16 protein-coding genes and 1 tRNA gene are annotated in these 22,907 nt (G+C 61.6%); 9 read left to right on the forward strand and 8 right to left on the reverse strand.

The features are described from left to right. Nucleotides 1–232: 232 nt before the first annotated feature. The 5 genes from KR227_RS03820 (at nucleotide 233) to KR227_RS03840 (ending at nucleotide 5,654) form a co-directional block, all read left to right on the forward strand. The gene (locus KR227_RS03820; protein WP_218363797.1) at nucleotides 233–1,906 is read left to right on the forward strand and encodes an L-lactate permease; all 1,674 of its coding nucleotides are present in this window, start codon (nucleotides 233–235) and stop codon (nucleotides 1,904–1,906) included. 537 nt (nucleotides 1,907–2,443) lie between these two features. Beyond that, nucleotides 2,444–3,229: a (Fe-S)-binding protein gene (locus tag KR227_RS03825; RefSeq protein WP_218363798.1), complete on the forward strand. Its 786-nt coding sequence runs from the start codon at nucleotides 2,444–2,446 to the stop codon at nucleotides 3,227–3,229. After that, nucleotides 3,226–4,773 (forward strand): lactate utilization protein B, encoded by a 1,548-nt coding sequence (locus KR227_RS03830; RefSeq protein WP_218363799.1) that lies wholly within the window; start codon nucleotides 3,226–3,228, stop codon nucleotides 4,771–4,773. Before KR227_RS03825 ends, KR227_RS03830 begins: the two co-directional genes overlap by 4 nt. 2 nt (nucleotides 4,774–4,775) lie before the next feature. Beyond that, complete coding sequence (locus KR227_RS03835; RefSeq protein WP_218363800.1) at nucleotides 4,776–5,420, forward strand: LUD domain-containing protein; 645 nt, start codon at nucleotides 4,776–4,778, stop codon at nucleotides 5,418–5,420. A gap of 161 nt (nucleotides 5,421–5,581) precedes the next feature. Then, nucleotides 5,582–5,654, forward strand: a tRNA-Arg gene (locus tag KR227_RS03840). A 127-nt stretch (nucleotides 5,655–5,781) separates the two neighbouring features. Here KR227_RS03840 and KR227_RS03845 read toward each other — a convergent pair. The 5 genes from KR227_RS03845 to KR227_RS03865 form a co-directional block, all read right to left on the reverse strand. Continuing rightward, nucleotides 5,782–6,189 carry a MarR family winged helix-turn-helix transcriptional regulator gene (locus KR227_RS03845; RefSeq protein ID WP_255549091.1) on the reverse strand — a complete coding sequence of 136 codons (408 nt, stop codon included), beginning with the start codon at nucleotides 6,187–6,189 and terminating at the stop codon, nucleotides 5,782–5,784. A gap of 424 nt (nucleotides 6,190–6,613) precedes the next feature. Further along, entirely contained in the window at nucleotides 6,614–9,286 is a 2,673-nt protein-coding gene (locus tag KR227_RS03850) for an AAA family ATPase (protein ID WP_218363802.1), read from the reverse strand. 9 nt (nucleotides 9,287–9,295) lie between these two features. Next, nucleotides 9,296–10,450 carry a DNA repair exonuclease gene (locus tag KR227_RS03855; RefSeq protein ID WP_218363803.1) on the reverse strand — a complete coding sequence of 385 codons (1,155 nt, stop codon included), beginning with the start codon at nucleotides 10,448–10,450 and terminating at the stop codon, nucleotides 9,296–9,298. Between the two features lie 71 nt (nucleotides 10,451–10,521). Then, complete coding sequence (locus tag KR227_RS03860; RefSeq protein WP_218363804.1) at nucleotides 10,522–11,460, reverse strand: hypothetical protein; 939 nt, start codon at nucleotides 11,458–11,460, stop codon at nucleotides 10,522–10,524. A gap of 1 nt (nucleotide 11,461) precedes the next feature. Continuing rightward, nucleotides 11,462–14,512 (reverse strand): DEAD/DEAH box helicase, encoded by a 3,051-nt coding sequence (locus KR227_RS03865; RefSeq protein WP_218363805.1) that lies wholly within the window; start codon nucleotides 14,510–14,512, stop codon nucleotides 11,462–11,464. A 537-nt stretch (nucleotides 14,513–15,049) separates the two neighbouring features. Here KR227_RS03865 and putP point away from each other — a divergent pair. From putP to KR227_RS03880, 3 genes are read left to right on the forward strand one after another with little or no spacing between them, the layout of a single operon-like run. Further along, nucleotides 15,050–16,618: a sodium/proline symporter PutP gene (gene putP, locus KR227_RS03870; RefSeq protein WP_218363806.1), complete on the forward strand. Its 1,569-nt coding sequence runs from the start codon at nucleotides 15,050–15,052 to the stop codon at nucleotides 16,616–16,618. Nucleotides 16,619–16,677: 59 nt separating this feature from the next. After that, the gene (locus KR227_RS03875; RefSeq protein ID WP_218363807.1) at nucleotides 16,678–17,430 is read left to right on the forward strand and encodes an HNH endonuclease family protein; all 753 of its coding nucleotides are present in this window, start codon (nucleotides 16,678–16,680) and stop codon (nucleotides 17,428–17,430) included. 31 nt (nucleotides 17,431–17,461) lie between these two features. Then, nucleotides 17,462–17,935: a DUF2269 domain-containing protein gene (locus tag KR227_RS03880; RefSeq protein WP_218364337.1), complete on the forward strand. Its 474-nt coding sequence runs from the start codon at nucleotides 17,462–17,464 to the stop codon at nucleotides 17,933–17,935. A 195-nt stretch (nucleotides 17,936–18,130) separates the two neighbouring features. Here KR227_RS03880 and KR227_RS03885 read toward each other — a convergent pair whose 3' ends face one another. Together KR227_RS03885 and KR227_RS03890 are read right to left on the reverse strand one after the other, a co-directional pair. Continuing rightward, a complete protein-coding gene (locus tag KR227_RS03885; RefSeq protein ID WP_218363809.1) occupies nucleotides 18,131–20,149 on the reverse strand; it encodes a DEAD/DEAH box helicase in 2,019 nt (672 codons plus the stop codon). Nucleotides 20,150–20,199: 50 nt separating this feature from the next. Next, nucleotides 20,200–21,450: an MFS transporter gene (locus KR227_RS03890; RefSeq protein WP_255549092.1), complete on the reverse strand. Its 1,251-nt coding sequence runs from the start codon at nucleotides 21,448–21,450 to the stop codon at nucleotides 20,200–20,202. Between the two features lie 94 nt (nucleotides 21,451–21,544). Here KR227_RS03890 and KR227_RS03895 point away from each other — a divergent pair, with 94 nt between their 5' ends. Beyond that, nucleotides 21,545–22,099: a hypothetical protein gene (locus tag KR227_RS03895; RefSeq protein ID WP_218363813.1), complete on the forward strand. Its 555-nt coding sequence runs from the start codon at nucleotides 21,545–21,547 to the stop codon at nucleotides 22,097–22,099. Nucleotides 22,100–22,129: 30 nt separating this feature from the next. Here KR227_RS03895 and KR227_RS03900 read toward each other — a convergent pair whose 3' ends face one another. Further along, the gene (locus KR227_RS03900) at nucleotides 22,130–22,813 is read right to left on the reverse strand and encodes a hypothetical protein (protein WP_218363815.1); all 684 of its coding nucleotides are present in this window, start codon (nucleotides 22,811–22,813) and stop codon (nucleotides 22,130–22,132) included. Nucleotides 22,814–22,907: the final 94 nt, after the last annotated feature.

The raw sequence follows: 22,907 nt of genomic DNA on the forward strand, positions 1-22,907 counted from the left end.
ATTTTTGGATTCACGACATCCTACGTAAGAATGGTTGTGAACATCACATCCCACCTGTGGATGTCTCATAGAACCAGTATCGGTGTGCAGAACTTCACACTGCGAGTGCACTACTGGCCCACATCCGAACACGCGCCGCACCACCCCTCGGCGGCACGGGCCAGCAGCAGAGAGGCATGTTCTGAAGCGATACAGCAGACACACACAGGTCCACCACACTTAAGGAGTTGCGGTGAACAATACATTTACCGTGGTCACTGATGCCGTGGGAGGCAGTCTTGGCCTCTCTGCTTTAGTAGCAACCATCCCCCTGGTCACCTTTTTCGTGTTGCTTCTCGGTTTCAAGGCCCGAGCACACGTCTCCGCGGCGGCCGCCACCCTGGCTGCGATCCTGGTAGCCGTCTTCGGCTTCAGCATGCCCACCGAACTCGCCCTGATGTCCGCCCTCCGCGGCGGAATCTTCGGCCTTCTGCCCATCGTCTGGGTGATCGTGATGGCCATCTGGTTCTACCAGATCACGGTGGCCTCGGGCCGTTTTGAAGACCTGCGCCGCACCTTTGACAAGCTCGGCGATGGCGATGTGCGCATCCAAGCCATCCTCATCGCCTTCTGCTTCGGCGGCCTGCTCGAGGCCCTCGCCGGCTTCGGTGCCCCCGTGGCCATTACCGCCACCATGATCCTCGCCCTCGGCGTGAAGCCGCTGCGTGCCGCCACCGCCGTCCTGCTGGCCAATACCGCGCCGGTGGCCTTCGGCGCCGTGGCTATTCCGATCACCACCGCCGGCGATGTGGCCGGCCGCACTGCCGAGCAAACCGCCAATATCGCCGCCATCGTCGGCCACCAGGCCCCGCTGATCGCCGTGTTCGTGCCCGTCATCTTGCTCTTCATCCTCGACGGCATGCGTGGTGTGCGCGAAGCATGGATCCCCGCCTTCGTTATCGGCGGCGCCTTCGCTATCGCCCAGTGGGCCACCTCGAACTTCTTTGCCTACCAGCTCACCGACGTCGTCGCCTGCATCGTCTCCCTCGGCGTGGCCTTCGTCTTCCTGCAATTCTGGACCCCGCGCGGCATCGAGGAGCTGCGCGAGCGCATGGACCTTCCCCCGGCCGCAGTGGCCGAGGAGCTGCCGGCCCGCCGCGTCGGCATGGCACTGCTGCCCTATGGCGTGGTCACCTTCGTCTTCGGTATCGCTAACTTGGGCTCCACCATCCCCGAGGCACTGAAGTCCATCGCCATCAGCGTGGAGTGGCCGGTACTGGCCGATCGCTTGGTTAATGCCCAGGGCGATCCGATCAAGTCCACCTACACCTTCGCGATCATCGCCAACCCCGGCAGCCTGATGCTGATCTCCGGCCTGATCGTGGCCGTGATCTACGCCATCTTCGACGAGAATGGCACCTACCCACTCAAGGCCGGCCAGGTGCTGCAGGCATTCACCGACACCGCCTATCGCATGCGCTGGTCCGCCCTGACCATCGTGCTCGTGCTGGGGCTGGCCTATGTGATGAACTACTCCGGCCAGACCATTGCCATCGGCGAGTTCGTTGCCTCGCTGGGCGGCGCCTACGCCTTCCTCGCCCCCACCTTGGGCTGGGTGGGCACCGCTGTGACCGGCTCCGATACCTCCGCCAACGCCCTCTTCGGCAAGATGCAGGTCACCGCCGCACAGCACGCTGGGCTCAACCCGGATCTCATGCTCGCGGCCAATACCTCCGGCGGCGTGGTGGGCAAGATGATCTCCCCGCAGTCGCTGGCGATTGCCGCCACCGCCGTGAAGATGGAAGGTCGCGAGTCCGACATTTTCAAGTCCGTGGTTCTGTGGTCCTTCGGCATGCTCATCGCTGTGTGCACCATCGTCTACCTGCAGACCAACGTGCTCTCCTTCATGGCACCCGTGGTTCCCTAAAACCACTGCGGCGCTTATCGACGCCGTCCCGCTGCCGCATCCACCCTCCTCGGCACCGGTGCCCGCCGTGCTGGTGGCGGGGCCAGGAGAAGGCGTCGATAAGCCGCAGCACCGCATGGAAGTTAGGTAACGCTCAGCTTCTTACCCCCGTTGCCCTGTACTCGGCAACGGGGGTTTTCTCCATCCCCCTCTCCCCCACCTTGGGGTCAGCCGGCCATCACAGCTCCAATTAGGAAACACGAGTGTTTCTTAAATATATGCAGGTGGACCGGCTTTTTTAGAAGCGCGATCGGTTCACATTCTGAGCAGATTTCGGGTAGATTAGACATATCCGAACGTAGGATGTGTCGGTGAAAGCTGACGCCGCCGCCGTTCGTTCGCGACGTGCAACTACCCCCTCACCGCGTCGGCCTCTTGACTTTGGCACGTCAAGCAGTCCAGAGCGGTAGCCCCGCCGCGAGCTCGACCTCATGCCACTCGATGTAATCGCCATTGTGCGCCAACAATAGTTAGCCAACATTAGTTAAAGGAGCGTCCGTGCGAGTCGCGATCTTTACCACCTGTATCGGTGACATTCTCGGGCCGGACATCGCTAAGGCGACCGCCCTGATTTTGTCCCGCCTCGGCCACGATGTTGTGGTCCCCGATAAACAAACCTGCTGCGGCCAGATGCACATTAACACTGGCTACCAGCGCGAAGCCGTGCCACAGATTGAAAATTATGTGGACGCCTTCTCCGATCCCTCTATCGACTGCATCGTCAGCCCCTCCGGTTCCTGCGCGGCTGCGGTGCGTCATGAACACGAGCGGATCGCAGATCGCTATGGCTCCGCGGCGCTGCGCGATGGGGCTGCAGGCACCGCCAAGAAAACCTATGAGCTCTGCGAGTTCCTCACCGATGTGGAGCAGCTCGAAAACGTGGGCGCATTCTTCCCGCACCGCGTGACCTATCACAGCTCCTGCCACTCCCGTCGCCTGCTCCAGCTGGGCGATCGCCCCTACCGGCTCCTGCGCGCCGTGGAGGCCATCGACTTGGTGGAGCTGCCCTTCTCCGAGGAGTGCTGTGGCTTCGGTGGCACCTTCTGCGTGAAAAACGCCGAAACCTCGGCCGCGATGGTCAATGACAAGACCCGCAATATCAAGTCCACCCTCGCCGAATACGTCACCTCCGCGGACTACTCCTGCCTGATGAACATCTCCGGCACCCTCTCGCGCCAGCACAGCGGTATCCGCAGCGTGCACATCGCCGAGATTCTCGCCTCCACCAAGGAGCACCCGTGGACCCCGGATTCCGCCGCTTATACCAAGGAGTTCATGCTGTGACCACCTTCCTCGGAAACCCCACCGTTCCTCCGACAGCGCCCGAAGGTGTCGGCTATCTGCGCGGCTCGCGCAGCTTCCAAAAAGGCGCCCACGATGGCCTCTACAACGCCACTCAGCGCCGTAACCTCTATAACGCCACCCACACCATCCGCAATAAGCGCGCCCAGGTCGTGGAGGAACTTCCCGACTGGCAGGATCTGCGCGAGGCCGGTTCCGGTATCAAGCGCGATGTTGCCTCCCGCATGCCGGAGCTGCTCGAGCAATTCGAGGCAGCCGTCACCGCCCACGGCGGCCACGTGCACTGGGCCCGCGATGGCGTCGAAGCAGGCCAGATCGTGACCGATCTGATCAAGGAAACCGGCGAAACCCACGTGGTCAAGATCAAGTCCATGGCCACCCAGGAAATCGGGCTCAACGATCAGCTGCGCGATGCCGGTATCACCGCCCGCGAGACCGACCTCGCCGAGCTCATTGTGCAGCTGGGACACGACTTCCCCTCGCACATTCTGGTGCCCGCCATTCACCGCAACCGCGCCGAGATCCGCGATATCTTCGTCCGCGAGATGCCCCACACCGACGACTCTTTGCCGGCTAACCCGCCGGAGCTCGCCGAGGCCTCCCGCGTGTTCCTGCGCAAGCAGTTCATGGAAGCCAAGGTGGCCATCTCCGGCGCCAACTTCGGTGTGGCCGAGACCGGAACCGTGAGCATCGTCGAATCTGAGGGCAATGGCCGCATGTGTCTTACCCTGCCCGAGACGCTCATCTCGGTGATGGGTATTGAAAAGCTGCTGCCCACCTTCCAGGACTTCGAGGTATTCCTGCAGCTGCTGCCGCGCTCCTCCACCGGTGAGCGCATGAACCCCTACACCTCGCTGTGGACGGGCGTGACCGAGAATGACGGCCCGAAGAACTACCACATCGTGCTGCTGGACAATGGCCGTACCCACGCGTTGTCGAACGAGATTGGCCGCGAGGCGCTGAAGTGCATCCGCTGTTCGGCCTGCCTCAACGTCTGCCCGGTGTATGAGCGCGCCGGCGGCCACGCCTATGGCTCCACCTACCCGGGCCCCATCGGCGCGATCCTCTCCCCGCAGCTGACCGGCATCATCGACCACAATGACCCGAATGCCTCGCTGCCCTACGCCTCCTCTCTGTGCGGCTATTGCTTCGAGGTATGCCCCGTCAAGATCGACATTCCGGCCGCGCTGCTGGAGCTGCGCCACCAGAAGATCGAAACCGATAAGCCAAAGATCGAAGGCGCCATCTTCGGCGCCATGGGTCTGGTGTTCGGCAACGCCAAGATTTGGGGCCTCGCCACCAAGTCGGCCTCTCTGGGGCGGGTCCTGGGCGGCTTCAATAAGAAGATCACCCACATGCCGAGCTTCCTCGCCGGCTGGACCGATGTGCGCGACACCGCCGTGCCCGCAAAGACCTCCTTCCGCGACTGGTTCAAGTCCGAGGAGGCCCAACAGTTGCTCAAGGACGCCAAGCGCGAGGGGCTGCCCGCCGCCGCTCATGCCGGCACCGACGAAGAGGAGAAGTAGCCATGTCTACGCGTAACGACGAGGCCAAAAAGGAGATCCTCAACCGCATCCGCAACGCCCAGAAGCTCTCTAATGTGCAGACCGGCGGCTACGATGTGGTGCGCAACTACATCACCGAGCATGATTATCCGCGCGAGGAAATCAAAGAAGTGCTCATCGATCGCCTGCTGGACTACAAGGCCATCGTGGAGCAGAGCACCGAAGCAGAGCTCGGCGCCACCATCGTGCGCCTGCTCGAGGAGCGCGAGGCCAAGGACGTGCGCTATGCGCCAGGTCTGGACGCCAGCCTCTTTGAGGGCTTCTCCGGCAGCGCCACCCCGGACGATGTGACAAGCGATCCCCGCCTGCTCGACTCGGTGGATGTGGTGGTCACCGACTCCCACACCTCCTCCGCTCAGACCGGCACGATCTGCCTGGAATCCAATGAGACCAACGGCCGGCGTGCCCTCACCCTGGTTCCGGACTGTCACATCTGCATCGTGCGCATGGACAACGTGGTCTACGGCGTTCCCGCCATGATCAGCCGCCTCGACCGCCATCGCCCGATCACGATGATCTCCGGGCCCTCGGCCACCTCCGACATCGAGCTCAGCCGTGTCGAAGGCGTGCACGGCCCCCGCACCCTGATCGTGGTGCTGGTGGACTAGACGCACCGCCCTGGGGCCCGGCAGCCGCCTCCACGCGCCACCCGCTGGGCCCCACTCTGCTGCGTAGTAGCACCTCCGACCCAGGTTTTATCGCACGGCAGGGATAGTGCTAACATACGTACGGTGCATAGCAGCGGGTAACTGCTACTACGCATATTTTTGCCCCCGTAGCTCAGGGGATAGAGCATTGGTTTCCGGTACCAAAGGTCGCACGTTCGAATCGTGTCGGGGGCACAGAAGAAGGGAGGGGCCGCAGCATATGCTGCGGCCCCTCCCTTTTGCCCTGCGGCCGCTCCCACCGGCGGCCTTCGCACAGGAGCTGCGCCGAGCCGCTCGCCCGTGGGCGATGCTCATGGCTGGTTTAGGGAGTGGGCCGGGCTTGGAGGACGTTCCTGAAGAACACGTCGAGGTGGTGGGCTTGATCATTGCTCATGTGGTCGAAAATCAGCCGGTTGACGGACTCCACGTGCATGGGCACTGCCTGCTTGAGGCGCCGCTTGCCCTCCTCGGTCATGATCACGACAACACCGCGGCCATCGCCGACGCATTTGGTTTTTTCGATCAGCCCGCGGCGTTGCATGCGGGAGAGCTGGTGTGAGGCGCGGCTGCGATCCCAATTCAGGTGGGCGCAGATTTCGCGGATCCGAGCTTGCTCGTCCTCTGACTCGGACAGCACGACCAGCACGGCGAATTCGGGCGAGGTCAGCTCGGCTTCAGCTTGCAGAGTGTCCTCTATATCGCGCTCGAGTTTGCGTATCGCATCGAGCATGAGGCGCCAGAGTGCTTGCTGATTGTCATTTAGCCAGCGTGGCTCGTGCTGAATCACTATCCCTTATCTTCCTTAACTTTTCCGCGCGCGAGATCTGTGCGCTACCGGTCTGGTGCGGTCGGCCGCGGCTGTAGCCAGCCTTGATGCGGCCGCAGTGGCCCGCTGCAGAGTGTGAGTGGCGGCAGCCGCATAAGCGGCGCCTCACGCTGTAGCGGGAGATGAGGGAATAGCTCGTGACGCGTAGAACTCCTGCGGTGCTCATGTCACTGAGTTCTTCTAAGACTAGCGTGTCACAGCAGTCACGTCATCTTTGCTTAGCTGGAACAAACTGGCTCAGCGCCGTGGGATGCGACTCGGAGCACGCGAGAAGGAGCTACTCCTCGCTCGCGTGCTCGCTGCTGCCACGGGCCGCCTGCTACCACACTCAGCGGTTGCTCAGCGGCGTTGAGTGAGCAGCGCGCTTCAACTCCTCGACGCGGTATTCTTTGCGCTTGCCGATGGCGGCGAAACGCTGGGGATCGCAGGTCATGATGAAGATCTGCTTAGTGGCTGCCTCGCGCTCGATCAACCCCGACAAGCGCTTGAGCCGCAGCACATCGGAATTGCCGAGGGCATCATCCATAATCACCGGCATCACGGTATCGACGCCGTCCGACTCCGCGTTGTTCGCCGCCAGGTTCGCAATAGCGAGCCGCAGCATCAACCCCAGTTGCTCAGAGGCGCCACCAGAGAGCTCATCCACGCTCAGCTGCTCTTCGCGAATCACGCGCCCGACAAGACCGGTCTCGTCGAACTCATAGGAGACCTCACCCTCATGCAGCTGCGCGGCCAAACGCTCAAGCTCCTCGCGGATCGGCTTGGCATAGCGCTGCGTGACATCGCGGTAGTGCCGCTCGAGGGTATCCAGCAGCAGTTTGGCCACATCGGCCCGGTGCTGGGTACGCGCGAGAATGCTCTCCACGCGCTCGAGCTCGGCCTTGGCGATCTTCTCCTTCTCGGCAGCGCCCTCATAGGCGTTGATACTGCCCTTAATCTCCGACTGGCGCCGATAGGCCTCCTCGAGGTGCCCTTCGGTGTTCTTCAGCAGGGTCTCATCCTGTTCCGCGGCGCGGCGCGCCTGCTCGAGGCTGAGAACACTATCGTCTTCCTCCAGGGCCTGCAGCGCCGCAGTGAGCGTGGCGAGCTGAGCATCGAGGCTGCGCAGTTGCTCTTCCTCGGCCTCATCACTGTGCTCCTGCTCCGCGGCTTCTAGCGCCTGCGCGCGACGCTTCTGCTCATCGATGGCGTCCTTGAGTTTCTCCCTAGCCACAGCCACGTCTTGGTCGATCCTCGAGGTCCGCGCCTCCTCTAGGTTCGTCCGCGCCTTCGCGGTGGCGGCATCGGCCTGTTCCACGGCCGTGCGCAGCTCGTTGAGGCGCTCCTCAAGCGCCTTCTCCCCTGCCTCGTCGGCGCTCATGCCCTCTGGGAGTTCCGCGGCCTGGAATTTCTCAACGGCGTCTCGGATATCATCCACGTCCCGCTTCCCTGCGTGCCGTGTCCGCGCCTTCTTCAGGCGCGCAATATCCGCGGTGATGGATTCGGCGGTCGTGGCGATCTGCTTGAGCTGCTGCACAGAGTCCACCTCGAACTCGGTGCACAGCTGATCGCGCTCGCGGATGAGCTGGTCCAGAGCATCCTTTTCGGCAGCCACATTGGCCGCCGGTTCGATCACCGCGTCGACCTCGCCGATGCGTAGTGTCGTGCGTTCGCTGACCTTCACCACCGTGGCCGTATCGCTGAGTGTCTGGGTCTCACCATTAACCGCAATCTCGGCGCCCGCGGCGGAGGATAGCGTCAATGTCGAACTCGCCGCCGCCACCGTGGCCTGGGCGTAGACAATCTTCTCCGCGATCTCTTCCGCCCGGGCGATGTCGCTGCTGCTGGGCACATCCTCCGGCAGTTTCTTCTTCTGCTGGGAAATCTCGGCGGTGTACTCGTCGTACTGCGCCAGAAACTCCGTGTCCTTCTGGTGGCGGATTCGCTCGCGCACGGCATGCTGGTGCTGCTCCCACACCCGATATTCGGCGCGGGCGCTCTGCTCGGCTTCCACCGCGGCATCGAGTGCGCTGCGGAGCCTCTCGATCTTTTCCGCATGCTCCTTGGCCTGTAGTTCGAGCTCTTGTTGCGTCCGCTCGCACTCTGTCACGCGCTGCGCGCTAGCAGCCAGCTCCTCGGCAGCGCGGGCCCGCTGCTTCTTTCGCTCCTCGATGCGCTGCTTCTTTTGCTCCTCGACATCCTTTTTCGTCTGCAGGCGTTCCCGCTCGGATTCCCGCTTTTCCGCTCGCACCACCTCGCGTTGCGACGCCTCCACCTGCTGTTTCAGCTCTGGGATCTGCGGCTTCAGCCGAGCCAGCTCAGCCTCAGCGGCCTCATAGTTTTCTAGCTGGGCGCTCAAGTCGGTGATCGCCGCGCGGGCTTCGGCGTGACGCTTCGTGGCGTCTTTTACCTCCTGCTGGGCCTGCTTGAGTTCCTTGGAGGGCTTGCCTGTTTTGGTGTAGTAGCGCGAGACCTCATCGCGCACCTTCGCCATCAATTCGGACTGTGAACCCTGCGCGATACCGGCACCATCCCCGGCATCGGCGAGCTGCAGAGGCTTTTCCAGCTGGTTAAAGCCCACCTCCCCGAGAGTGTGGTCCAATGCGCCCTGTTTGACGAAGAGCAACTTATGCAGATTGCTATCGAGGTGCTCGTCGATGATCTGCATGAGCTCATCATTGGCCTGATCGTCGGTGTAGGTCCGCGGATTCGGCGAGTGAATGACAAGCCGAGCGTTCGGCTTATTGAGGAACTGCTTGCTGATGGTGAAGTGCTGATCACCGATCGTGGCTTCAAGGCTGACCCGCATAGGCTCGGTGCTGCCCACCCGGCGCATGCTTTTCATCCACTTCTTTTGCGCGGTGGACTTTTCGGAGAGCACGAGGTCAATAGCCTCCACAATGGTGGACTTACCCACCTCATTGGGGCCACTGATCATGCACACACCGCTGGCCGGAATGTCCCGCAGTTCGAGGTGCTCGATGGAGCGAATATTGTCAATAGTGATGGAATGAATCTGCATGGTACTGCCCTACTTCCGCTCAGAAACGATCAGCCGGTGCAGCAGCCCCACCGCGTCGCTCGCCGTGTTGTCTGTGTCTGCTTGTTCGATGAGTTCGCTCATCGCCGCCCCTACATATCCACCGAGCCCGAGATTCTCGAGTTCCTCCTCGGACGGGGCCAGCAGGAGGTTATAGGTGCGCTCGCGTCGATAGAGCGCGGCAAAGATACTCTCTAGTTCTGCCAGCTGCTCTTCGAGGTAGCGCATCGTATCGAGGGTGGCCGTGCCTACCAACGCATATTTCACCACCGTGGTGGCCTTATCGGGATACTCCCGCAGGGCGCTAATGAAGGCTTCCGCGTCCTCGTGGCTGGCGATCTCGTACTCGAGCGCATGCCACGTCCAGGTGCCGATGTGGTGCGACTCGACCGTGACCTGCGAGGTGGAACCGGTGGCCTCGATGTCTACAACGAGAGCATTGCCGGAGTCCTTCTCGCCGCCGCCGGCGGTGGAGAAATCATGATAATCGGTAACTTCCGGGCTGCCTGAGAACCACACGCGCCCCGTGGAGCCAAGCGAGGCGGTGGAGTGGGTATCGCCCAAGGCCAGATAATCAATCACTCGGCGATCCAGGGCACGCTCAACGGTGCCAAGGTCGATCGGGACGCTATCGTCGTCATTGCTGCGCGACTCCACCTGGCCGTGCCCCACGGCAATGCGCACGCTCCCCTCTTCTGCCTGCTCGAGATCCTCCAGAGCCTCGGCCACGATATCGGTGGAGACACGCTTGCTGAGATAGGGGGCGCCGACGAGCTCAACGCCCGAGCGGATCTCTATGGGCGCGCTATCGCGGATCACATGGACATTGTCGATGGCGTCTGTAAACCGGAAAATATTATTGGCCACTAAGGGATCATGATTGCCCGGCAAGAGATACACCGGCACAGCTAAGTTGCGCAGCACTTCCATGGTGCGGCCGGTTGTTGTGGCATTGAGACTATTGGCGTCGAATACATCGCCGGCGACGACGATGAACTCGCAGTCCTGCTCGCTGGCAAGATCACCGAGCTTTTTAATAGCCGCGAGACGATCGGCATCGAAGCGACTATGCGCCTCAGCGGGAAGAAAACCCCGCTTCATTCCGATCTGCCAGTCCGAGGTGTGAATAAATCGTGTTCGTGTCATGCATTCATTGTTAGCAAAACTACCGGACACTGCACGCTGCACTGTCGCCCAGATGTTCTACTGTCGCCGCTTTAAGGGGAATCTGGGCTCGAAGAACCCTCGTTGTGGGTGAGGAAATAGTACATATCCTCGATATCTGTGATAGCCCGTAGCTCATCAATCGAGGTATAGGACACCGAGCGCATCGCAATATGCAAGAGGCTGAGATCGGAGTCGTCGAGGGCAGGCTCCACCTGCGGATCCGGCAAGGAAGGAAGCTCGCCTCCCTGCCAGAACGCCGTGGCATCCACCTGCTGCTGGCGTTTCTGCGCGGACGAGCGGCTGGACTCCGCCGCGGCAGCAGGCTCGTCGGGAGTGCCGCTGCGAGCGGTATCCTTCCCCCGCTCCGCCGGAGCGTTCGCCGCGGCGTTCTCCTTAACCCGCCGCTTCACCGCCGCCTCGATCTCCTGTGGATCCCAGCCGCGCAGATCAAAGATGCGCGAGCTGCGGCGGGATATCTCCGCAGCGGCGGCATGCGCCACGGCCACGATGTGCTTACACACTGGGTTGGGATCTGGGCACTCGCACGAGCTTGTAATGCTGCGCGGATCGGAAAAGCCGAGCAGGCGCTGCGCGCGACGATCCAGCTCGCCCCTTAAGAATGCCGGCAGATAATCCGGCAGGGAGACAAGATAGTCCCACAGCTCGCGCTGGTCGTGGCGCGCAATGGGAGCGAAGCGCAGCTGTACCTCGAAGGGCTCCGGCCGGGAGCCACGCACCTGTGCGCTGATCAGATTCTCGCTATAGCTGAGCAGCGTCACCCGATCCTCGCGGGCATAGTCGCGGCCGCGCTGCTTGCGACCTGGATCGGTGTCCCGCTCGACAGAATCGACGATGAATCGGGAAACTGTAGACAGCCACTCGCGGTCCTCGTGTTGCTTCTCGGCGGCGGCAGCACGCTGCTGGGGATTGTGCCGTTTCGCGCCAAAATTCGCATAAATGACGTTATCGCGTGAGGTATAGCGGGGCATATTAGTCCTCGTCCTCCTCGATGGTTCCGCGGTAGGTCAATAGGGTCTCCAGATCCTCTTGGCTCAGCTCGCTGATCCAGCCTTCGCCTTCACCAACAATATCGCTGGCCAGTTGGATCTTGCCCTCGATAACATCCTGGATGGCTTCTTCCATGGTGCCCTCACACACCATCTTGTACACCGTCACATCCTTGCGCTGGCCGATCCGGTAGGCGCGGTCCGTGGCCTGGTTTTCTACCGCCGGATTCCACCAGCGGTCCATGTGCACCACAATATTGGCTGCAGTCAGGTTCAGCCCGGTTCCGCCGGCTTTGAGGCTCAGCACCATAATCGGCGGGCCCTCCTCCGATTGGAACTCGGTGACCATCCGGTCGCGCCCCTTCTGCGACACCCCGCCGTGCAGGAAGGGCACCTCGCGCCCAACGTGCTCGCTCAAGTAGGGCACGAGAATATCGCCAAAAGCACGATACTGGGTGAACACCAGCATCTTTTCCCCATTGTCGAGGGCGGCGTCGATAAGCTCCACGAGCCTGCCGACCTTACCGGAGCGGTGTATGCCCTGGTAGGTGATGGAGGAGCCATCGCCGAGGAAGTGCGCGGGATGATTGCAGATCTGTTTAATGCGGGTCATGGCGGCGAGGATCATGCCGCGGCGCTTCATCGACGCGGTGTCCTCCACCTCCTTTTTAATGCGATCCACATAGGACTTATACAAAGCCGCCTGCTCTTTGCTCAGCAGCACGTGCAAGACGTTCTCAGTTTTATCGGGAAGATCGTCGATCACCGCCGGGTCGGTCTTTAGTCGCCGCAGGATGAAGGGGGCGGTGAGCCGGCGCAGCGCGTCTTTCATCTCCGGATCATCGTAGACCTCGATAGCGCGGGCAAAGTGATTGCGGAAGAAGGAGGCGCTGCCCAACATCCCGTAGTTACAAAAATCCATCAGCGAATGGATCTCCGCCAAGCGGTTTTCGATCGGGGTACCCGTCAAAGCGATGCGATGCGCGCTGGGAATCACCTTTGCCGCACGCGCCATGCGGGTGGAGGAGTTTTTGATCTGCTGTGCTTCATCCAGCACGAGATGCTGCCAGTGCAGCTCACAGAATAATTCGACATCGCGCGAGAGCACCCCATAGCTAGTGATCACCAGATCGCACTGCGTGGCCTGATCCACAAATTCTTGGCCTTTCGGCCGCTCCGAGCCGTGATAGACCATGACGGAGAGATCCGGGGTGAATTTCTCGGCCTCCCGGTGCCAATTCGACAGCACCGAGGTCGGCGCCACCACCATGGTGGGCGCCTCCCTGAGTCCCTCGTGCTTCTCTATCGCCAGCAGGGTGAGAAGCTGCAGAGTTTTACCCAAACCCATGTCATCGGCAAGCACCGCGCCCAGCTCGTGGCGCGCCATCCAATACAGCCAATCCACGCCGCGGCGCTGATATTCCCGCAAGGTGGCATGCACGCTATCGGGAATTGCGAGGCGCACCGGCGTGGGAACGGGATCTGCGTCCGCGCTCATCAGCGAACTAAACCAGTCGCTGCCACGAAACTCGATATAGCGCTGACCAGCGCTCTTCAGCGCCATCTCGCGCAGCGCCGCGGCCGAAAGATAATTCTCCTCCGCCAGATCGAGCTCATCGGCGCGGGGATCGCCCTGCTGTGCCGCGGAATCCTTTGCGCTCACGCTATGGCTTTTCACCATCTCCACATAGGCGCGCACCCCGTCCAGGCTGCGGCTATCCGCCATCACCCACGAGCCACGCAGCTCAATCAACCCGGAGGTGGATTCGATCAGACGCTGCGCTTCCTCCGGCTCCAGCTCGACCCCGCCGAGCGAGAGCGTCCAGTCATAGCTGAGCAGCTGATCCATGCCATAGGTGGAGGCACTAGTGAAATTCTGCACCTTGGAGGTATGCAGCTTGGCCGTGAGCTCATGCTCTCCCCAGGAGCGCGGCAGCATCACCGTATAGCCGGCGCTGCGTAGCTTCGGCACATCCTTATCCAGAAACTCCCCCAGCTGCTCCAGGGTGAGGAAGCGATCCCAATCCCCGCGTGTTCCGGGCTCCTCGCCCCACGGATCATCCTGCTCTTGCTGCTCCACCTCGGGGCTGCCGAGGGTGCTCGCCACCTCGAGGAGTCGATTGTGATCATCGCGCAGCCTATTCGCGAAGGCGGCGTCGATAAGCTCGGCCTGCACCGGTAGAGGTGTATCCACCCCGAAGCGCACCTGAATCCGCACCGGAAAGAGCAGCTCCTCGGCGTCGGCCTCGGCGTCGGCCTCGGCGTCGGAGTCTGGGAGATCGGAATGGGTGGGGGCGTCTTCCACGATCACCATGAGCTCCACCCGCGAGCTAGTGATGGAATCCTTCCACTCATTGAGTTTGCTCGCGAGCGTCGGTCCGCCGCGACGCAGCGATTCCGAGTTAAGCAAGGTGCGCGAGAAGGTATGCAGCTCGCGGGAGCGAGGCTCGTCAATGAAGTCCCGCAAAATATAGGAGGCAATCCAGTGCGGCAGCTCCTCGGCCATGTCATCGGCCACGGCGGCGCTGCCATTGGCGGTGAGCACCTGCGGAATCGCTAAGTGCATACGCCCCATCCACACCCGCTCCCGCCCGGAGGGCAAGAGCTGCCATTGCGGCCACCAATGATCATCTGCCCAGCGCACCCGCAGCACCACCCGCCCGGCGCGCACGAACTGCTTCAGCCCCCGATAGAACTGAATAATCCACAGCAGATCGGGCGCTACTTGCGTGACGACGCTATCTCCCTGCTCCCCATCGAGCAGGGAGATCAATTCCTCAATGATCTCCACGGCCTTCTCGGGATAGCAACGGGCGACGGGGATGGGCAGCCGCACGCGCCGCCCTTTGGGCGTGCTCAAGTGCGCAGTGAAACGATGGCCGAAGTTGAGAGGGCGAATGAGCGCGAGAAGCTCCGGGCTAAACGCGTCGGCGGGAAGCTGTTCGGGGATGAGGATTTTATGCCCCTCCACCTGCTCGACCCACAGAATCAATCCGCTTTCGCGATGCCAGAAACCGTGCACGAGATGCGTCACGTCCGTCCACCCTCCTTTCCTTAGTCCTCGTCTTTTCCTGTGTTCACCACGACGGCGGCTGTGGTTGATCCGCGGCCGCGGATCGTGTCGTTGCCGGGTCAGCTTCTCAGCCCTAAGCGATCGATTCTAGTCCTTCTCCGCGCCGCGTGCGGCTGCGCCCAGATAACACTGCCCGAAGTTGCCCGCCACCGCTGGGCGCTACCCGCAGCCGCTCAGGCTGGACAGGGTCCGTCCCCCTCATAAGAGCCTAGCGAGCAACCTGAATAAGACATGAGAGCACAACCTCTGTACTATCGGCCAACGCACAACGGCCACGTGGTGTACGTGGCAGCTACCCCGATGTTCGAAGACAACGGTCTGAGTGAGCGCGCCGGTCTCCGCCATGGGGTGTGAGAGGCGCGCCGAGATTTGGGCTGTGCGCAGGCGAGTATCGCCTTGAGAAGCGTCGTGGGAGACGCCCCGGCCCTGTGCTGGTGCCTGCGCACAGGCACGACAAGCTGCGTAGCATCGGAGAAAAATGAGAATGGAGTGCACGACTTGAGCGAAAATACTTGGTTTATTCTCGCGATCATCATCTACATGTTGGCGATGCTCGCGATTGGTTATTGGAGTTATAAGCAAACAGACGAATACGACGATTATGTGCTCGCTGGTCGCGGCCTGAATCCTTTTGTTGCCGCCCTCTCGGCGGGCGCCTCGGATATGTCCGGCTGGCTGCTCATGGGTTTGCCGGGCGCGCTATTCCTCACGGGCTTCTCGGAGCTGTGGATCGCCATCGGCCTGCTGATCGGCTGCTGGGCGAACTGGACCTGGGTGGCGCCGCGCCTGCGCTCCTATTCGGAGATCGCGAATAACTCGATTACGGTTCCGAGCTTCTTGGAAAACCGCGTACAGGATAAGTCCCGCGTACTCCGGATTGTCTCCGCCGTGGTGATCATCCTCTTCTTCACCTTCTACGTGTCCTCCGGCATGGTCGCCGGCGGCAAGTACTTCGAGTCCACCTTCGGTGGCAGCTACCTGGACGGCATGCTCATCGTGGCAGCAGTGACGGTGGCCTATACCTTCATTGGTGGCTTCCTTGCTGTGTCCTATACCGATGCCGTGCAGGGCACCATCATGTTCCTCGCACTGATTGTGGTGCCGATCATGGCACTGCTGTCCTTGGACGAGCCGTCCAGCATCTTCACCTGGGCTGTCGAACAGCCCTATGGCCCCTATGACGCCGGCAATTCCTCCTATTTCAATATGATCTCTGGCGTCTCGATTACCGCGATCATCGGTAACCTCGCCTGGGGCTTGGGCTACTTCGGCCAGCCGCACGTGATCGTCCGCTTCATGGCGCTGCGCGCGCCCTATGAGGCGAAGGCCGGTCGCTGGATTGGTGTGGGCTGGATGCTGCTGTGCATCATCGGCGCAACCTTCGCCGCCTTGGTGGGCACCGCCTTCTTCGGCCAGGATCCCTCCATTCTGGTCACCGACCGCGAGGCCTTCGAAACGATCTTCCTCGACATGGGCCGGATTCTCTTCCACCCGCTGCTCGCCGGTCTGCTGCTGACCGCCGTGCTGGCGGCCATCATGTCCACCCTGTCCTCCCAGCTGCTGGTCACCTCCTCCGCACTGATCGAGGATCTGACCAAGATCGTCTACAAGCGAAAGCTGCCGGACAATATCCTGGTGAACCTCTCGCGCACCGCCGTGGTGGCCGTGGCCGTGATCGCCGCCGTGCTGGCCATCAACCCCTCCGACTCGATTCTGGGTCTGGTGGGCTTCGCATGGGCGGGCTTCGGTTCCGCCTTCGGCCCGATCATCCTCGCTTCCCTCTACTGGCGTCGACTCACCGCCGGCGGAGCGATTGCCGGCATGATTACCGGCGCGGTCGTCTCCTTCGCCTGGGGCATGTCGCCGCTGAGCGACACCCTCTACGAGATGGTGCCCGGCTTCTTCCTCGCCACCGTCGTGATGGCCGTGGTCTCGGTCATGTCCAAGGGACCCAGCCAGCAGGTGCTGGATGAGTTCGATAGCGCATCGAAGCTCGCCAGCATCGCCGAGGAACAGCCCAAGATGGATATTGAGACTGCCGCCGAGCAGCTCGAGACCAAGGGCTAAATCCTCTCGACTACGCGCAAAGGGAACCTCATTGAGGTTCCCTTTCGTCATTGAGAGGTATGGATCTTTCTTCCCGCCGCGGCTGGTTTATCCTTTTATGCTTATCGACGCTTCTCTGGCTTCTTATCGGCCTGATAGCACGGGTGCCCGCGCATCCGCCCACCGAGCCGCAGCTGCCGGGATTACACAGCACGCTGCCCACGGTGAGCGTCGTCAAGGCGCGTACCCGCCACCCTGGATACCGGCGCGAATTCTTCGGGCCGGGCTGGCGGGCCCACCCTGGCTTGGGCGCGGGCTGTACCACGCGGGATCGCGCGCTGCGTGCCGCGGGAGTGCAGGCGCCGTGTCACAACGGGCCCCGCGGGGTGATTCAGGATCTCTATACCGGCGAGCGGATTGACGCCGCCATCGAGGAGCTTCAGATCGATCATGTATTTCCGCTCGCGGCCGCATGGGATATGGGGGCGGCCATCTGGCCGCGGGCCAAGGCGGAGGATTTTGCCAATGATCCACTCAACGTGGTGGCTGTGAGCGCCGCCGCCAATCAAGACAAAAGCGACGCCCTGCCCGCGGCATGGATGCCTCCCTACCACCGGCATCGCTGCTGGTATTCCCAACGTCTCGCCGCTGTGGCGGCGCGGTATCAGCTGGCGCTATCCCAGCCGGATATTACGCGCATGAAGCGCAGTTGCTGGGTTAGCGAAGTTCTAGGACTTTCACTAAAATCGCAGTTTGCGCTGAGTTATCCGGTTGGGCACCCACAGCGTGGCCAGCGCGGGAGGCCTCGGCGTGATGTTTCTACCACCCAGTAATAGTTCACCCCTTAGTGAAAGAGGACTCACCATTTCTACTGTGATGCTGGCACTCCACGTGCTCTCCGCCGTGCTCTTCTTGGGCCCGGTCACCGTGGCTGTATCGACCTTCCATGTGCAAGCAGCCCATGCACATAACGGCAACGATAAGGCCAAGGGTTCCGCCGCGCTGCTCTACCGGATCAGCAACACCTACGGCTTGCTCTCGCTGCTGGTGCCGCTGCTGGGCTTCGGCGTGATGTTCTCCAACCTCGATGCATGGCTCAAGGAAGGGCTGCTGCACACGTCCATTCTGCTGTCCGTCATCGCGTGGGCCGTGTTGTACTTCTTGATTCTGCCCCGCCAGAAGGCCATGGCTGCCGAATTGGGCATTCTCGACGCCGACGATATGCCGGAGAATGCCACCGTGCAGGATTGGGACAAGGCAAAGTCCCAGCTGTCGATGTTCGGCGGCATCTTCTCGCTGCTGTGGATCATCATCTTCGCATTGATGATGACGATGTAGCGGCACGCTGTGTCGATCTCACCTCGCTGCCTCCGTGGTAGCGAGGTTTTTTATGTTCCCGTGCTGCCCGCTGTTTTAGCGGCGTCGCGGGCGACGTGTGCGAGTGCCCCATGCAGTCGCCACAAGAGAAAACACCACCTCGCCGGATAATCCAGCGAGGTGGTGTGGGGTTATTGTGCTGAGAGCTCGGGGAGCTTAGTAGCGGTCGTCCCGGCGACGGAAGCTGCCACGGCGATCACCGCGGTCTCCCCTATCGCGACGGTCGAAGCCACGGCCACCGCGGCCGCCATCACGGCCACCACGATCGCCACGGTCACCACGATCGAAACGTCGACCGCCATCGCGACCGCCACGGCCGCCGAAGCCACGGCCGCCACCGCGACCACCACGGTCACCATAGCCGCGCTCCAGGGAAGCATCGGGGGCAGACTCGATATTGATCAGCTGGCCCGAAATGCGGGTATCTTCCAGCCGGTCGAACACATCGCGGGGCAGATCCTTGGGCAGCTCGACCAGGGTGTGATCCACATTGATCACAATCCGGCCGAAGTCCTTGGAATTCAGCCCGCCTTCGTTTGCCAGCGCGCCCACGATGGAACCGGGACGCACATGCTGCCGTTTGCCCACGGCGAGGCGATAGATGCTCATGTTCTGATTAGAACGCTCGAAACGCCCACCGCGGTCGCCGCGGTCACGGCCACCACGATCGAAGTCGCGCTCGCGACGATCGGAGCGGTCCTTACGCTTATCGCGCGGCGGCTCCTTCATCAAGAACTCGTCGCTGGCCTGAGCCTGCGTTGCCAATGCCGCCGCGATATCCACCATCGGAATATCGTGCTCATCAGAGTATGTCTGCACCAAGGAACGGAAGATGGTGACCTGAGAGTCCTCCAGCGCCTCGGTGATGGAATCGGCGAACTTCTCCTTGCGGGATTCATTCACCTCATCAACGGTCGGCAGATCCATCTCGTTCAACGGCGCGTTAGTGGCGCGCTCGATAGAACGCAGCATGCGGCGCTCACGCGGGGTGACGAAGAGAATAGCCTCGCCGGAGCGACCGGCACGGCCGGTACGGCCAATGCGGTGCACATAGGACTCGGTGTCGTGCGGGATGTCGTAGTTCAGCACATGGCTGATACGTTCCACATCCAAACCGCGGGCAGCCACATCGGTGGCCACGAGAATATCGAGGCGACCATCCTTGAGCTGGTCCACAGTGCGCTCGCGCTGGGCCTGCGGAATATCACCGTTGATGGCCTGCGCGGAGAAGCCGCGAGCACGCAGCTTTTCTGCGAGCTCCTCAGTCTCGAACTTGGTGCGCACGAACATGATCATCGCTTCAAACTCGGTGACCTCGAGGATACGGGTCAGAGCATCGAGCTTGTTGCGGTGCGCCACCATCAGATAGCGCTGGTTGATATTGGTGTTGGTGCGGCTGGTCGAACGGACGGTGATTTCCTGCGGCTGATTGAGATACTGCTGGGAAATCTTGCGAATGCCGTTCGGCATCGTGGCCGAAAACAGTGCCACCTGCTTGTCTGCAGGAGTGTCGGCGAGGATGCGCTCGACATCCTCTTGGAAGCCCATTTGCAGCATCTCATCGGCCTCATCGAGGACGAGATAGCGCAGGCCGGAAATATCCAGCGAGCCCTTCTGCAGGTGGTCGATCACACGACCCGGGGTGCCCACGACGATGTGAGCACCGCGGCGCAGACCCGACAACTGAATGCCATAGGACTGTCCACCATAAATCGGCAGCACGTTGATGCCGCCGAGGTGATCGGCGAAGGACTGGAAGGAGTCAGCAACCTGCAGCGCGAGTTCGCGCGTCGGTGCCAATACCAATGCCTGCGGAGAACGCTCATCCTTGTTGATGCGCGCCAAAATTGGCAGCGCAAAGGCGGCGGTCTTGCCGGTACCCGTCTGGGCGAGGCCTACGACATCGTGGCCTCCCATGAGAACGGGAATGGTTTGTTCTTGAATAGGGGACGGCGTTTCAAAGCCAACCTTGGTGACTGCCTCCAACACATCTGAGGGTAAGTCCAAGCTTTCAAAGCCGGTGGGTGAGCCGGTGTCCTCAGAAGTGTTCGCATCCCTGGTGCTGTGCTGATCGGCAGACTGTGCTGCCGCACCTTGCGAAGTATCCTGAGAGTCCGACGAAACGATATGATCCGGACTGTCCACGTCTCCGGTGACGTTATCGGTGTTACTCATTGCCCCACCACGTTACGCTGCGCGGCGACGCATAGCCAATTGTCTCGGGCTTATCCCTTCCGACAAGGGCTTTCAGCAGCGCCGTCATCACGGGATTCTAGGGACTCACGCGCTCCCAACCACACCACTGCGGCAGTGAATCCAATCAGTCCGCAGGAGGCGAAGGCCCAGCCATAGCCGACCCAGCCCGCCAGAGCACCCACCACAATCGGGCCGGTGATCGTCCCGAAATCTTGGGCCATTTGGAAATTGGCGAGAACACGACCACCGGAACGCTCCCGCCCCACCACATCGGCCAGCGCCGCCTGCTGCGCGGGGTTGAGACAGCCCGCCCCGAAGCCGGCGAAAACGGAGACGGTCAGCAGCGTGATCGGCTCTTGGGTGAGACCAATGCTGGCCGTAAACACCGCATTAATCACCAATCCTGTAATCACTAGTGGCTTGCGCCCCCATTGATCGGACAATCGCCCAGAAAATTGCAGGGCAAGCGCATTGCCGCCGGCGAAAAAGGCGAGTGCGATACCGGCAACGGCACCAGCTTGGTGGAACATCGCGGCGGAAAAAAGAGGAATGATGGCCACGCGCACGCCGAAGTTAGACCAGCCATTGGCGAAGGCGGAGACCAGCGCTGCCCGATAGGCGGAATCCCGCCAGGCCTCGGAAAAGGTCATCGGGGCTAAGGTGTTCGTGTTCTCATAGGAGCCTATTGCCTCGGCGGAGAGCATCACATACACCACTGCGGCGGCCAGCAGCACGGTGGCGCCATAGATGAAAAATGGGGCGCGCATGCCCATAAAGGACAAGGCGGCGCCCACCACGGGACCCACGATATTGCCCACAAGAAAACCGGTGGCATAGATAGAAGAGGCCTTGCCGCGCACCTCGGGTGGCGCCATGCGCACGATCAACCCCATGGCCGAGACCGTGAACATGGTCGAGCCAATACCGCCGATACCGCGCAGCACCACGATCTGCCAATAGTCACTCACCGCGCCAACGAGCCCCGTGGTGATCGCCACGGTGATCAAACCGGTGAGATAGACCTTGCGGGAGCCCAGGCGATCAATTGCCCGCCCGGACACTGGGGCGAAGAGAAGCCGCGAACCCGCAAACACAGAGACGACGGCACTCGCCGCAGCGAGGGAGACATCAAAGCTGCGGGCGAATTGCGGGATGATCGGCGCCACGATGCCAAAACCGACGGCAATAATAAACGCCGCCGCAACAAGCGCCCAGATTTCCTTGGGCAGCGGCGGGACAGGACGCTTCTCCTTGTCCTGCGTATGTGCTAGTCGACGCATCACGCGCCTCATTCCTCCTTCGATACCCCACCCTTTCGAACATGTGTTCGCTTTTGGTGTGGGAGTGTCTCAGCCGCTGTTTAGACTGCGGGCCATGCGAAACATTAACAGCAACACTAAGCCCCATTTCTTTAATCCCGCACAGCGTTATAGCAGCTCCAGCCGGACTGGGCAGCGGCCAGTATCCACGGCCACGGCGCTGGCCCTCATCAGGCGGGACCACCCCGACATCGTGGAGCGGGTGGCATCGACGATTCACCATCCCCGCTCTTTAGCGCGTACCCCCAGCACGTGGCGGCCACCGACGCTCACTCTTCCCGCGGTGGACATCGCCGGTGTTCCCGAGTTGAAGCTGAATATCACCCGCTATCGGGCGAACCCAGCCATGGCGGCAGCGCTGGCCCAGGGGCCGCACTCCCCCACTCCGGCATATGCCGTGATCGCGCGCTTTACTAATCCACGCGGCGATAGCGTTCCTGCCAGCGTCAGCGAGGCGTGGATGCGCTCTTTCATTCCCGAGGAGGCGTCGTTTATGGTGCACGAGATCCTCACACCCACCGCCCCCACCTACTGCTGGGTGGTCGACAGCACCTATGCACCGCTGCCCTCACCGGTGTCGTTTTTTGTACAACACACCACCGCCGCTTAAAGCGCACGGCGGTGGCGCGGGTATGACTGCCTAGCTGTCGTCCTCGTCGAGGTCGAAATACTCTTCGTCCTCGGTGTCATAGAGTCCGCCGAGTGCGGCGCGCCGCTGGGCGGCATCGTGATCGTCCTCGTCGATGGGCGCCAGCTGATCCTCCCAGTCTTCGGCTTGATCCGCGGCGAGGCTAATGACATCGAAAAGACGGTCATAGTCGGTGAAGGAGCCGAGGCTGAGGATCTCGTTATCCCATGCCTCATCATCGTCTCCCAGGGCGATGAACTCCACGGTCGCCGTGGGCACGCCCTCCTCGAGGTCCACGCGGAGCACGATCTCGGAGTTGGCTGCCACCTCAGCGCGCACGGTATGAGCGTCCTCTTCGTCTTGGAAGAAGTCCAGATCCGCAATGCGATCATCGGTGCCGCTGAGCACATCCCGCAGGATGGTGACTACCTGGTCGGTGGCGATGTGCTCGCTCACGGTCGCAACAGCATCCTCTACCGAGAACACCACCGCCACCAAGACGGCCTCGAAATCCTCATCTTCCTCATCCACATCGGCGGCAGCAATGTAGACATTGGCGGCAGGAAAGTCAGGGTCGATGTCCACAAAGTGGATCTCCACCTCGGAGGTGATCGGTACAAAGAGAGTGCAGTCGTGCGCACGCGACTCGATGCCCGCATCGTCTAGTGCCGCTGCAATATCCTCTAAGAAACTCATGGAGGCAGGCTTTCCTTCCACATAGATGGTTACGTGACACCCCGCCACAAGCGGCGGGGCTGCCGCTCTACAGCCTAGTTGCCCCGCCGCAGAA

Origin of the sequence: Corynebacterium sp. TAE3-ERU30 (assembly GCF_019209925.1) — a bacterium.
GTDB classification, from domain to species: Bacteria; Actinomycetota; Actinomycetes; order Mycobacteriales; family Mycobacteriaceae; genus Corynebacterium; species Corynebacterium megadyptis.